The sequence below is a fragment of the Paenalcaligenes suwonensis genome (assembly GCF_011290505.1).
In the GTDB taxonomy this organism is placed as follows: domain Bacteria; phylum Pseudomonadota; class Gammaproteobacteria; order Burkholderiales; family Burkholderiaceae_B; genus Paenalcaligenes; species Paenalcaligenes suwonensis.
In genome coordinates this window covers 149,030-161,884 of sequence record NZ_JAANPV010000010.1, presented here as the reverse complement: position 1 = coordinate 161,884, position 12,855 = coordinate 149,030, and the positions used below count along the sequence as shown (strand labels likewise).

15 protein-coding genes are annotated in these 12,855 nt (G+C 51.0%); 5 read left to right on the top strand and 10 right to left on the bottom strand.

Translation table 11 applies throughout. From position 1 onward, the window contains the following. Positions 1-339: 339 nt before the first annotated feature. From GY634_RS15080 to GY634_RS15050, 7 genes are read right to left on the bottom strand one after another with little or no spacing between them, the layout of a single operon-like run. Positions 340-1,383, bottom strand: a complete 1,044-nt coding sequence (locus GY634_RS15080; RefSeq protein ID WP_166409545.1) for a quinone-dependent dihydroorotate dehydrogenase — start codon at positions 1,381-1,383, stop codon at positions 340-342. An 18-nt stretch (positions 1,384-1,401) separates the two neighbouring features. Continuing rightward, the gene (locus GY634_RS15075) at positions 1,402-2,124 is read right to left on the bottom strand and encodes an arginyltransferase (protein WP_166409544.1); all 723 of its coding nucleotides are present in this window, start codon (positions 2,122-2,124) and stop codon (positions 1,402-1,404) included. Next, positions 2,121-2,885: a leucyl/phenylalanyl-tRNA--protein transferase gene (gene aat, locus GY634_RS15070; protein WP_166409543.1), complete on the bottom strand. Its 765-nt coding sequence runs from the start codon at positions 2,883-2,885 to the stop codon at positions 2,121-2,123. The genes GY634_RS15075 and aat overlap by 4 nt, the downstream gene beginning before the upstream one ends. Positions 2,886-2,887: 2 nt before the next feature. After that, positions 2,888-3,478 carry an NUDIX hydrolase gene (locus GY634_RS15065; protein ID WP_166409542.1) on the bottom strand — a complete coding sequence of 197 codons (591 nt, stop codon included), beginning with the start codon at positions 3,476-3,478 and terminating at the stop codon, positions 2,888-2,890. Continuing rightward, positions 3,475-4,110, bottom strand: a complete 636-nt coding sequence (locus GY634_RS15060; RefSeq protein WP_166409541.1) for a DUF2946 family protein — start codon at positions 4,108-4,110, stop codon at positions 3,475-3,477. The genes GY634_RS15065 and GY634_RS15060 overlap by 4 nt, the downstream gene beginning before the upstream one ends. A 32-nt stretch (positions 4,111-4,142) precedes the next feature. After that, entirely contained in the window at positions 4,143-4,799 is a 657-nt protein-coding gene (locus GY634_RS15055) for a hypothetical protein (protein ID WP_166409540.1), read from the bottom strand. A gap of 58 nt (positions 4,800-4,857) precedes the next feature. After that, complete coding sequence (locus GY634_RS15050) at positions 4,858-5,769, bottom strand: LysR family transcriptional regulator (protein ID WP_166409539.1); 912 nt, start codon at positions 5,767-5,769, stop codon at positions 4,858-4,860. A 95-nt stretch (positions 5,770-5,864) separates the two neighbouring features. On the opposite strand from GY634_RS15050, the gene GY634_RS15045 reads away from it, so the two are divergent. Further along, positions 5,865-6,506 carry a LysE family translocator gene (locus GY634_RS15045; protein ID WP_166409538.1) on the top strand — a complete coding sequence of 214 codons (642 nt, stop codon included), beginning with the start codon at positions 5,865-5,867 and terminating at the stop codon, positions 6,504-6,506. A gap of 4 nt (positions 6,507-6,510) precedes the next feature. Here GY634_RS15045 and GY634_RS15040 read toward each other — a convergent pair whose 3' ends face one another. Further along, positions 6,511-7,827, bottom strand: coding sequence for a ferredoxin reductase family protein (locus tag GY634_RS15040; protein WP_166409537.1), 1,317 nt, complete (start codon positions 7,825-7,827; stop codon positions 6,511-6,513). Between the two features lie 64 nt (positions 7,828-7,891). After that, the gene (locus GY634_RS15035; protein ID WP_166409536.1) at positions 7,892-8,197 is read right to left on the bottom strand and encodes a PepSY domain-containing protein; all 306 of its coding nucleotides are present in this window, start codon (positions 8,195-8,197) and stop codon (positions 7,892-7,894) included. Between the two features lie 184 nt (positions 8,198-8,381). On the opposite strand from GY634_RS15035, the gene GY634_RS15030 reads away from it, so the two are divergent. The 4 genes from GY634_RS15030 (at position 8,382) to GY634_RS15015 (ending at position 11,200) form a co-directional block, all read left to right on the top strand. Next, positions 8,382-8,708: a PepSY domain-containing protein gene (locus tag GY634_RS15030; protein WP_166409535.1), complete on the top strand. Its 327-nt coding sequence runs from the start codon at positions 8,382-8,384 to the stop codon at positions 8,706-8,708. Between the two features lie 21 nt (positions 8,709-8,729). After that, on the top strand, positions 8,730-9,398 hold the full coding sequence (locus GY634_RS15025) for a response regulator transcription factor (RefSeq protein ID WP_166409534.1): 669 nt from the start codon (positions 8,730-8,732) through the stop codon (positions 9,396-9,398). Continuing rightward, positions 9,388-10,791 carry a sensor histidine kinase gene (locus GY634_RS15020; protein WP_166409533.1) on the top strand — a complete coding sequence of 468 codons (1,404 nt, stop codon included), beginning with the start codon at positions 9,388-9,390 and terminating at the stop codon, positions 10,789-10,791. Before GY634_RS15025 ends, GY634_RS15020 begins: the two co-directional genes overlap by 11 nt. Positions 10,792-10,867: 76 nt before the next feature. Then, positions 10,868-11,200, top strand: coding sequence for a YggL 50S ribosome-binding family protein (locus tag GY634_RS15015; protein ID WP_166409532.1), 333 nt, complete (start codon positions 10,868-10,870; stop codon positions 11,198-11,200). Between the two features lie 106 nt (positions 11,201-11,306). On the opposite strand, the gene GY634_RS15010 is transcribed toward GY634_RS15015, so the two are convergent. After that, positions 11,307-12,824 (bottom strand): tetratricopeptide repeat protein, encoded by a 1,518-nt coding sequence (locus GY634_RS15010; RefSeq protein ID WP_166409531.1) that lies wholly within the window; start codon positions 12,822-12,824, stop codon positions 11,307-11,309. Positions 12,825-12,855: the final 31 nt, after the last annotated feature.

Below are 12,855 nucleotides of genomic sequence, written 5' to 3'. Positions count from 1 at the left end.
GGATTACGGGAGGGGGAGAAAGCCCGCTTCTTCACGACTGTCTGCCGTAGCCTAAGGCTGCGAAAGTATTTTTTTATTTGAGACACCAAATAAAAAAACACTTCCATCCGCCTTTTGCTCGTCGCTTGCAGAGGTTTTTAGATAGGTCGCTGTTCACGGTGTGTGTATTTCTGTAGCAAGAAACACAGTCACTACAGAAAGGGCTGTAAGCCTCTCAATTGCGATACTTCAGAGGCGGCAGAGGAAAACTTTTTTGATTTGGTATCTCAAATCACAAAAAATTCTTCTGCAGCTCCCCGGCATGTGCGATGAATGTGGCCGTGAGAGAGACCAACGACTTTAGTCCTGCAAAGCCCGAATGCATTCGTGAATCAACGCAGGACCACGGTAGATCAAGCCTGTATAAAGCTGAATTGCATTAGCACCTGCATCCAATTTATCTTGGGCATCATGAGCAGATTGAATACCACCTACCCCAATAATGGGGAAGTCAGCACCCAGCTCACGACGCAAACCACGGATGACCGACAGCGACAATGCATGTACTGGTGGGCCAGATAAACCACCTTGCTCGTCAGAGTGCGGTAAGCCTTCTACGGTTTCGCGGCTAAGCGTGGTGTTGGTGGCAATCACGCCATCAATACCGTTTTCTTGCAGGCTCTGTGCAATGGCGGCAATTTGCTCTTGGTTAAGATCGGGGGCAATCTTAACGGCAATAGGCACATAGCGTTGGTGCTGATCGCTAAGCTCTTTGCGTTTTTCAGATAAGGCACGTAGCAGACTGCTTAATTCATCAGCCGCCTGCAAGGCACGTAGGTTTTGTGTGTTGGGCGACGAAATATTGACAGTAATGTAGTCGGCTTCGGGATAGACGCCAACTAAGCCTTTTAAATAATCGTCCACAGCGGCTTCAATGGGAGTGCTCGCATTTTTGCCAATATTGAGGCCCAAAATGCCGCCTTGTTTGCGCCAGTTGCTGCGTTTGACGTTGCTTAAAAACGTGTCTAAACCATCGTTGTTAAAGCCAAAACGGTTGATCAGTGCTTGGCGCTCGGGTAAGCGGAACAGGCGAGGCTGTGGGTTTCCGAGTTGTGCCAAAGGGGTCACTGTACCCACTTCCACAAAGCCGAAACCTAGACTGGCTAGTGCATCAATATGAGCCCCGTTTTTGTCTAAGCCTGCGGCAAGACCCACAGGGTTTCTACAGGTGAGACCCATCAGTTGAATGGGTTTGCCTTTAGGAGGAGTAGGCAGCAAACGTTGAGTAACCGGGTTCTGGTGCAGAGTACTCAAGCGTTGCAACGTAAAGTTGTGGGCCTGCTCTGCATCCATAGAAAACAGAAGTGGGCGAACAGCGGCATAGCTTTTGAATAGTAGAGACATAGGCACAAAGAACTAAGGTTAAGGGGCCGACCAACTCCCGTTTTGTAAAAGTTGGTAGGGAGTAAATCGGGTCTTGTAGGCCATTTTCCGGCTTTGCTCAATCCAGTAACCTAGATACAGCCACGGAAGCCCCAAAGATTCGCATAAATGTATTTGCCAAAGTATGGCATAAGTTCCCAGACTCTCTGTAGAGTCTGGCGAAAAAAAAGTATAGACCGCAGAGAGCCCTTGGTCGAGCATATCGCACAGTGCCACAATTTTCAGCGCATTAGTTTGTGGGTCACGGAACTCGATTAAGCGAGAGTCTACTTGGCTAGATAGCAAAAACTGGGCGTATTGCGCACGTACAGCGTGGTCATCTTGTTGTAGGTCATGGCGTTGGGTCTGGTAGTCCTTGTAGAGCAGGTAATGCTCTTCATTCCATGTGAGTGGCAGTACGGTCGTGTTTAAGTGCTGTAAACGTTTCCAAACACGGCGCTGGGTGCGGTCGGGTGCGAAATTCTGTACATCAATGCGCAGCGACGTGCAGGCATTACAGTGCTGGCAGTCGGGCTTGTACACAAAGGTGCCGCTGCGCCTAAAACCGTGATCCACCAGTTGTGAGTACGCTTTAGGTGTAATCGCGTTGGCTGGGATAGCGACCTTAGACCTGGCTTGTAGATCGGCCAAGTAGCTGCAAGGGTAGGGGGCAGTGGTATAAAACTGCACTGGCTGAATAGTGGGGTCTGGCGCGTGCATCATAGGGCGCTCTCGGGTGCAAAACTCGTACGTTCTGAACATAGCACACCACCGTCCAACAGTTGGCCACTGTGCCATGTGGGGGCGGGATAACGTTGCCCCTGTTGCAGTAATTGTACAAAGTCTGCCCTAGGCATGGCGGCTGCACCTAGGCTTGCTAAGTGGGCAGTTTCTTGTTGGCAGTCTATATAGGGTACGTGATTAGCACGTAAAAACTGCACTAAATAATACAACGCGATTTTGCTGGCATCGGTTTGCAGTGCAAACATAGACTCGCCAAAGAAAAAGCGCCCCATACAAATTCCGTATAGTCCGCCTACTAACTGACCCTCTACCCACGTTTCTACGCTGTGTGCATAACCGGCTTCGTGCATGCGCACGTAAGCGTCAATAATGTCTTGGGTGATCCACGTGCCTTGTTCGGCACGGGTGTGCGAGCAGTGGCGAATCACATCGCCAAAGCAGGTGTCAGTACGTATTTGGATGCGAGCGTCGGGGGCCTGCTCTTGTTTGGCAATTTGTCGGCACTTTTTAGCAAGTGAGCGTGACAGCTTAAACTGTGCAGTAGCCAGCACCATGCGCGGGTCGGGGCTCCACCATAAAATGGGATCGCCCTCGCTGAACCACGGAAAAATACCACGTTGGTAGGCTGCGATTAAACGCTCTAGGCTTAAGTCAGCACCCACTGCCAACAAACCGCCTGGTAAGGCGGCTTCTACAGAAGGAAAAGGGCTATGGGGTGACAGTAGCGCCAGTGTGCTCATAACTAGCGTATATGGAAGGGGGTTTCCAGTGCGTAGAAGTGTGACTCGAAGCGGCCGCGTTTCACGTCGTTGCAGTAGTGTTCTAAGGTGGTGCGTACAGTGCGGAAAGCCAGTTCGTCCCATGGGATTTCGTCTGGCGTGACAAACATAGTTTCCAGTGTTTCTGGACCGGGGTTTAGCTCAGGGCTACGTAAGTTGCCCAAGTAGTAAAAGTGCACTTGTTCCGCATGAGGGACATCAATCACTGTATACAGCTTACTTAGTTCTACCGAGGCACCGGCCTCTTCGTCCGTTTCCCGCAGCGCCCCTTCTGCTGTGGTTTCATTAAGTTCCATAAACCCCGCCGGTAAGGTCCATAGACCATAGCGTGGCTCAATAGCACGTTTGCACAATAAGATTTTGCCATCCCAAATAGGTAGTACACCCACGACATTACGGGGGTTTTGATAATGTACTGCACCGCAATTCTCACATACGTCACGCAGACGGTTATCCCCTGGAGGCACCATTTGTGTCAGGGCGTGCGCGCATTGGCTGCAATAGCGTTGACTACGTGGGACGGGGAAATAAAACTCGGGTGAGGGGCTGCTCATAATGATGATTGGTCTGTGATAGGGGTGGGGGCGGGTAGCCTAACAAAGCCAGATAGCCTGGGTAGACCCTGATCCTGAGTGTAGTACACCATGGCGCTTTGCGGTATTTCTTGCTTCGCATTGTGGTACAGCAGAGTGACACCGTGTAGTTCATGCGGGTCATGATGTTCTAGGTAGTCCAACAGCGATGCCCCCTCGGCTAGATGCAAACGTTCTGCCAGAGCGGGTACATCGCGGCCTATCACTAAACCGCAACCAGCTGGGCTGTGTGCATACAGTTCGCCTGTATCCGTGATGTACCAGGCTGAGATTGCGTCAATAGCGTGCTGTGTGTGGCTGCGTAACTGTAGTGCTTCATCTAGATGCAGTATGAGGGGGGCTTTTTCTAGCATCACGTAAGCGCGCTGCGGGCCGTTTTGGAAGTACCAGCAACCGCTAGCATCTACCGCATAGTTGCGGGCAATAAACTGCTGCAAAGCAGGGGATGTCACCCGGCTTTGCGCAGAGAAATCAGGCGTAGTATGTGGGGCGGCATATATATGCCAGTGGCCTTGCGCAGACAGCGCTAGGTACCCATACGCATGCGGAACATTAGGCCATTTCTGTTGGCCTTGCAGCACAAGTTCATCCATGAGCAGGAGCGCTAAATAGCGTGATCAAACCGTCACTCAGGCATTATAGGCGTGGCAGCCGTTGTGGGGGAGGTAAACTCTCGTACCCAGTCTGCTTGGGTGTAATCGCTGTCGCCATAGAGGCTTTGTAAGCTTTGTTCACCTTGCAGCAACTGTTTGGCGACGGCTGTTAGTGCTTGCAGATCTGCCTCGGTGCGTACTTCCATGGGGCAGCACAACTCCAGTACGCGGCCTTGTGCTGTCCAGTAGCTGTGTAGCGCAGGGCGTATGTGGAAGTCAGTGTGTTGGCCTACCTCTTGGATTTTTTGGCTAAGCTCTTGGTAGAAGGCGTGTCGGGCCTCGTGCGAGGCGGGCGACCAGCTCAATAGCTGATGCGACGACAGACTTAAGTTGCGGTAGTTAGCGCTGTTATCAGCAATCCACAGTTCTTGTTCTAGTGAGGGCTGGTGTTGCAACTGTTGCCATGCTAATTCCTCTACCTGACGCATGTAGCGTAGGCGGGGGTGTTCCCAATGCAAGTACACACGGTGGTCGTTTTGCACAAAGATGGCATTGGCTTCATAAGTGAATGCATCGTGTGAACGGCCCAGACGTTGTACGTTATACAGGCCCTGCGTTAAGGGCAGTGGCTGGTGCTGGTGAAATTGTTTGGCACGCTGTTTAAGCTGTTCAATGTAGGGACGTTTCATGCAAGAAGCAGTGTAAAAAGGGTAAGCCCCTATTATGAGGCACTTTGCAGGCAGGCGACTAGTTCTCTAGACGTTCAGATAAAAACTCTAAAAATACGCGCAACTTGGCCGGTAAGTGTCGGGTGGGTGGGTACAACGCCCAGGCGGTACCACTGTAGTTGGTTTTAAAGTTCCAGTCGGGCAGAACCGGCACAATACGTCCGCTAGCTAAGGCAGGTTTAGCGGTGAAGTACGGCAGGCTACCAATGCCTAGGTTTTGCAGTACAGCATCTAGACGCACGCCAGTATGGTTGGCGGCATAGCGCCCCTGCACCGGTACCGTAAGCTGCTTGTTGCCTTGGGTGAATTTCCAGCGGGCATCGCTGGGCTCTTCGCCTAAACAAATGCAGCTATGTAGCTTAAGGTCATGCGGATGCTGGGGAGTGCCGTGTTGGGCGAGGTAGCTAGGCGTAGCGCACAGCAAATGCTCAATAGACAGCAGAGGGCGGCCCATTAAGCCCGGAGGTGGCTGGTTGGTGATACGAATGGCTAGGTCTACCTCATCGTCTATAAGGTCTACATAGCGGTCATCTAAGCGCATAGAAATATCTACCTTGGGGTAGCGCGCCAGAAAGTCGGGGATATGGGGATGAATCAGAAAATGCCCTACGGCTTTGGGCACGCTTAAACGTAGTTGCCCATAAGGTTCTTCATGCAAATGGCCAGACACTTCAATTGCGGCTTGGGCAGCATGTAGCATGTCTTGGCAGTGTGCGTACACGGCTTTGCCCGTATCGCTTAGCCGTAACTTCCGTGTGGTGCGTTGTAGCAGGCGATTGCCCAGTTCTTTTTCTAGTCGGGCGATAGCACGGCTCACGGCCGAGGGGGTAGAACCCAATTGGCGGGCCGCTTCCGAGAAGCTGCCTACTTCTACAACCCTGACAAAGACCGCCATTTCAGCCAATAAGGGCAAGAGTTGATTTGTGCTCATGGGGAAATAATTATTTGGGTTTTTGGGTGATTATCGCAGTGACAAGCTATGGCTACAATAACCTACTTTTGTTTCCCTACACGTAAAGAGCGAGCATGTTGGCAACATATTGGCACGAGTTTTTAGGATTGGCGCTGATTCATTTTTTAGCGGTACTGGCTCCTGGGCCGGATTTCGCTATCACCATTAGGCAGAGCGTACGCTTTGGCCGACGTGCCGGTATTTTTACTGCCTTGGGTATAGGGGCGGGGATTTCAGTGCATGTGCTGTACACCTTAATAGGGGTAAGCGCATTGATGCATACTACGCCGTGGTTGATGACAGCCGCTAAGTTTATTGGGGGCGCATATTTGCTGTACTTAGGGATTAATTTCTTGCGCAGCAAACCAGCAGCACCCGATGCGTTGGACCCTGATGTAGAGCCAACACAAGCCCAGCAACGCGTATCCAGATCGTTTTGGATTGGGTTTATGACCAATGCCACGAATCCCAAAGCGACGTTGTTTTTCTTGGCGGTCTTTACGTCGGTGGTACAAGCCAGTACACCGCTCTCTATTCAGGCCTTATATGGTTTGTGGATGTGTGTGGTGAATGCCGCGTGGTTTGTGCTGGTGTGTTTGCTGTTTTCGAATCAGCAAGTACGACAACGCTTTACCCGCAGTGGCTACTGGGTAGACCGCGGGATGGGCGTTGTATTGGTAGGTTTTGCGCTGCGTTTGCTGTTAGGCAGTGTGTAGAGCCTTAGCGCATATCAAACAGCTCGTGGTGAAAGCCCTTGCAGCGCAGTTGTAGCGAGTTAATGCCAGTTTTTAGCGCATGGCGTAAGCCTTTAGGGCCACAGAACCAGACTTGAAAGGCGTGCTCTGTGGGTAAATCATTGGCGCTAAAACGCTGTTTACAGGCCGTATCGTATACGGTAAGTTGCACGTGGCCGTCTTCTTTACACAGCGTTAGCAGTGTAGATAGCATGGCATCGTTAGCGGCATCGCGAGTGCAGTAATGCATGTGCACAGACGTACGCTGCTCGGTTGACTGCTGTTGGCGTTGTTGCAGCAAGGCTAAGAATGGGGTTAGGCCTACGCCACCTGCTACCCATACTTGTGTATAACGTTTGTCAGCCTGTTGAGCGTTAAAACACCCATAAGGACCTTCAATCTTCACGGCATGACCGGGCTGTAGAGCATGCGCCAAACTCGTGGTGTAATCACCCAGCGCTTTGATGTGAAAGCTAAGTAAGCCGCTACCAGGAATACAGGCACTGGAAATGGTAAAGGGGTGAGCGCCTTCTTTAGCATCAAAGGTTACTAACGCGAATTGACCCGCTTGGTGCTGCCAGTTGCTATCCACTTTACAGTGAACTTCTAGCAAATCATCGTGTTGAGTGATGGATTGCACCACACCTTGGTGTTGTTTTTTACTGCCTATGCTATTGCTTAGCGCACGTACGGCGGCCCAACTGCCCAATGCCATCATGATAACTAGCATGATGCCCAAGGGTTGTACCCAGTAACGCATAGGGCTTAACGCGATGGTGTGGAATACCAGTATTAGATACAGAACAGGCATACTACGGTGCAGCAGGCGCCATGGGCGGTAGGGGAATAGTTTCCACAAGCTAAGTGCCAACATACCAAACAGCAAATACAGGGTCCACTCACCTGAGTCTTTAGCAATACCACGTAGGCTTTCCATGCCGTACAGCACAATGTCGCGAGCGGGGCGGTTATCGGTACCAATCAGGTCGCGGATGGGGCCGCTAGCGAGTTTACTTAGCCAGTGTGCTGCTGCCATCACAATGGCCCAGATGCTACTTTGTTTATGCAAGGCGTACATACGGTCTAAGCCACCTAAGGGTTTTTCTAACCAAGCAGGCCGTGCGGCGAGAAACATGGACAGAGACATGAAGGCGATGGATAAAATCCCCGTGATATAGAGCGACTGCTGTCGCAAAATCCACAGGCTGTCTCCGGTTAGCGGGCTAGCCAGAAACAGTTCCAACAACCAGGCGAGGCCAAATGCGCCACTAAATGCTACCAAGGCCTTGCGTGTCCCAATCATGTGTATTCTCCAATAGTTATATAGGGTGGGTGCTCAGCTCCAGATGGAGCTGAGCAAGCGGGGCTTAGTCATCAAAACGGCTGCGCAATACTTCTCCTGTAAACATGTCTACGCGTATCTTGACGCGTTGGCCTTGTGCATCGTCGGCCTTCACATCAAAGTGGCGGTGTTCACGTTCAATTTCGCGGATGTTTTTGTAGCCCTGTTGTTCCATGCGGTCATAAACGTCGCGAATGGTCAGAGCGGTTTGTTGCTGGCTTGTGGCTTGAGGGGCCGCAGCAGGTGTAGCGTGGGTTTGTGCTTGCGCAACACCGCCCATTAACAGAGCGGAACACAAGATACTAGTGATAACAGCGTGGCGGGTTTTCATAAGGTAGACTCCTAAACGTCAACATGAAGAAAAGATTCGCAAAAGTGGAATCCATGTTGAGCAGTTTGCACCTTCCCGCATGAACCTATTCTGAAGCGCTTGTTCATGTTCTGTTCATGTTCTGTTCATGTTACAAACGGTATAAAAGAGGCTCTAGTCACCCCTTGCGTTGGCAGAGGTCATTATGTGGAATCTCACAGTTAATAAGAAAATAGCGGCTCTTTTTGTAGCTGGTGGTTTAGGGTTGGCAATGGCAGCAGGGCCAGCTGATGCCAGTCGATCCGATCATGAACAAGCACGTCGCGCCGTAGAGGCTGGTGAGATTATGCCGCTACGTAGCCTGCTTGATGCGGTTGAAACTGACTACCCCGGGCAGGTGGTAGAAGTTGAGCTTGAGCATGAAGATGGTTTGTTGGTGTATGAAATCAAAGTGCTGCAAGCATCAGGGAAACGGCTCAAATTAATCTTGGACGCCCGTACGGGTGAAGTGCTTAGGGTGAGAAGCAAGTAATTCATACCAGCAGAGGGGCAAATGCGTATTCTGGTCGTAGAAGATGAACCCACCTTGCAGGCGCAGCTAGTCACAGCCTTGCAAGCCGCTGGCCATGTGGTAGACAGTGCCGCAGATGGCGAGCAAGGCCATTACCTAGGTAGCGTAGAGCATTTTGATGCTGTGGTACTGGACTTAGGTTTGCCAGTCATGGATGGCATTAGTGTGTTGAAACGCTGGCGTGCCGAAGGGCTGACTATGCCTGTATTGATACTGACTGCTAGAGATCACTGGTATGAAAAAGTGGCTGGTATTGATGCGGGTGCCGATGATTACTTAACCAAACCGTTTCACATGGAAGAGCTATTGGCGCGGTTGCGTGCATTAAACCGACGCGCTGGTACGCAGGCGAGTGCTCAATGGCAGTGTGGGCCTGTGGTGATGGATACCGTCAGTGGTCGCGTGTTGGTGCACGAGCAGCCTTTAAGCTTAACCAGTCACGAATATAAAGTGTTAGAAGTGCTGATGCGCCAACCCGGTGAAGTGGTGTCGCGCACCGCCTTGATTGATGCTATTTATGCACAAGATGGTGACAGAGACTCCAACACTATTGATGTGTTTATTGCCCGTTTGCGCCGCAAGTTGCCTGAAGGTTTTATAGAAACAGTACGCGGTATGGGCTACCGATTGGCCACTAATAATGACAACTAACACATCCCAATCCCTTAAGCCCAAGCGTGTGCAATCGCTGCGATTCCGCATGTTGGTGGGGAGCTTGATCTGGATTGTGGTGTCCGTGGTTGTGGCCGGTTGGGCATTACAACAATTGTTTGCACAACATGCTTCGCAGCAGTTTCGTAATGAATTGAATTTGCACTTAAACCAGTTAACGGGAGCCTTCTCATTAGAAGATGAAGCCCCAGCGCTGGTAGTGCCGTTAAGTGATCCGCGTTTAGCGCAACCCTTATCTGGCCTGTATTGGCAGGTAGACAGCCTAGATGCTACTGGCGCGATTCAACAAGCAGGGGTGTTACGCTCACGTTCGTTATGGGATCAGGTGTTGCCCGCAGGCCCCGAGCCTGAAGACGGTAAACGGGATATGCAATACACCTACGATTCCCCCACCTTAGAAACCTTAGAGGTGTTGTCGCGCCGTATTACGTTAAGCGACGAAGACGAGGCACATCAGTATTGGCGGTTAATGGTGGCGGCGGATCAAGCTAATCTGAACGAGCCTTTGGCACACTTCACTACCATGTTAAGTGTGGCATTGGGGGCGTTAGCTTTAGGTATGGGGGCGGCATCGGTAGCGTTAATAGCCGGAGGTCTACGTCCATTGGCACGGCTGCGTCAGAAATTAGCCTTGGTGCGTAAAGGCACGGCCTCGCAATTAGAAGGTGAGTTCCCCAGCGAAGTGCAGCCGTTGGTGGACGAGTTTAATGCCGTGCTCACGACGAATACTGACATCGTGCAGCGTGCTCGTACACAAGCCGGTAATTTGGCGCACGCCATTAAAACTCCATTGAGTATTTTAGAAAACGCAGCCTATAACGATTCAGGTTCTTTAGGTTCCTTGGTGAGTGAGCAGGTGTCTATAGCACGTAGGCAAATCGACTACCATTTGGCGCGCGCTAGAGCGGCTGCCGCCATGCAAGCCAGTGGTTTACATACGCCAGTAGAGCCAGCAGTATCCGCATTAGTGCGCACCATGCAGCGCTTGTATATGGAACGTCAGTTAACCATTCAGGCGCAGGTTAACCCAACGGATTTATCCTTTAAAGGCGAAGAGCAAGACCTGCATGAAATGCTGGGTAACTTGTTGGATAACGCCTGCAAATGGGCACGCTCTCAGATGCAAGTAAGTGCACACGCTGATGGGCAGTGGGTGGTTTTCTGGGTAGAGGATGATGGCCCTGGCTTGTCAGCAGAAGAAAGCGTGGCGGCCTTTAAACGTGGTGTACGCTTAGACAATCACACGCCCGGATCCGGCTTAGGCTTGCATATTGTGGCGGAAATGGCTGAGTTGTACCAAGGCAGCATACAAGCCGAGCGCTCTAGCTTGGGGGGCTTGAAGATGGCATTACGCTTGCCGGGTGTGGTGTAATAGCGGGATGAGTGGGCGTGTGTGCATAGTGCCGTATGGCCCATACCATGTAAATTGCTAAGGCAAAGGTATAAAGATGGCAAAACAACGCAGCAGACGCTTGAGAAAAAAACTGTACACCGGTGAGTTCGTCGTACTGGGATTTGAATTCTCTTGCACGCTGGCAATGGAAAACGAAGCTGAAATCGATGCACTGGTGGAATCTTTCACTGCTTTCATCGAAGACCGTAACTTGTTGTTGGGTGGCGGTGTAAACAGCACATCCTTCGGTGGCTTTGTAGTGGCTGCTGGCCGTTACGACTCCCCAAGCGAAGATGATCGTGCAGCCGTTCAGAAATGGCTGGGCGAGCAAGCTAAATGCTCCGACGTAGTGGTAAGCGAATTGGCTGACATCAACCAAAGCGAGTAAGGGCTTAGGTGGTGTTGCTATAGCAACGTCAAACAAAAAAGGTCAGGATTTTCCTGACCTTTTTTATTGGGTGGGCGTGCCACCTACCTATGTAGGTGGCGTCGTATTATGCCGAACCTAATTTGCCTTGCACCGCGCCTTTGTTGACTAGCGCTTTGGCTACGTACTCTTGCAGCGATTCTTCAGTAGAATCGCCGTAGCGGTTCAGCAAGTCATCGTAGCTGCGAATAGAGGCTTTGAAATCACCCATTTCATCCAGTGTGATACCGGTATTCATAAGGGATCGTGCCACAAACTCTTGCAGTTCTGGTGCAGAGCTAGAACCAAAACGCTTCAAGATATCGGCATAAATGAGCAATTCGTTTTTGTGGTCGCCTTGTTGGTCCAGCACCATCGCTTTATTAATCAGCGCTTTGCCTACGCGCTCTTGGCAGAACACGGAGTCAGATGAACTGAAGCGACGTACGATTTCATCGTAGGTGGCCACTTCGTTTTTGTGGTCATCCAGTTTGTCGTAGGCCATCGCTTTGTTCAGCAAGGCACTTGCCAGACGCTCTTGCAGGCTTTCTTCAGTGGCGTTGCTAAAGCGTTTCAGGAACTCATCGTAGGTAGCAATAGCAGCGTGGAAGTCATCCATTTGGCTTTGCGTAATACCTTTGTTTACCAGTGCTTTAGCCACACGTTCTTGCATGGTTTGGTCGTTGGAGTCACTGAAGCGGCGAACCACTTCGTCGTACACTTCCATTTCTTTGTCGTGCTCACCTAAATGATCCAAAGCAACAGCTTTGTTCATCAGTGTTTTACCGACTTGGTCTTGCAAGACTTCGGCGGTAGATGAGCCGTAACGGCGCAAGATATCGTCAAAGCACACTAGGGCTTGTCGATGATCGTCCAGTTGACCAAAGGTAATGCCTTTGTTGACCAAACCCTTAGCAACTTGCTCTTGCAGGATTTCGTCATCAGAGTGACCGTACAGGTTGGCTAATTCGTCATAAATGGCCATTTCAGCTTGAGGGTCATCCAATTGACCCAGTGTAATGCCCTTATTCATCAGCGCTCTGGCTACCCAGTGTTGCAGCGTAACTTCGCTGGTGTCACGGTAGCGTCGTAGCAATTCGTCGTAGGTAGCCATTTCAGACGCGGAGTCTTCCAGCTGACCTTGGGTAATGGCTTTATTCAACAGGGATCGAGCTACTAAGCCTTGCAGCACTACGTCGGTAGCGTCGCCAAAGCGGCTAACCATTTCGTCGTAGCTGGCCATTTCAGCCTGTGGGTCGCCCATTTCGTCTTGCACTGTTGCGCGGCTCAGAATGGTTCTAGCAACCATTTCTTGCAGTACAGGAATCTCGGAAGAGCCGAAGCGCTGAACAGAGTCCGCGAAACACTTTAGCGCGCCAGCGGTGTCGCCGCGCTCGCTTAGTGCTATACCCTTGTTTCGCAGTGCTTTAGCAACCTGTTCTTGAAAGGCGACTTCATTGGAATCACCGTAGCGATCAATAACGGCATCGTAGCTAGCCATTTCGCCTTCAGCGTACTCAGTACGATCGTGTTGCCCGTTCTGTACGGATTCTTGATTTTGAGATGACCCCGTTAAACGCTGTATTAGCTTAGAAAAAAAACTCATTAACCTCTCCTGTTATTCGCGCTAATTTTAG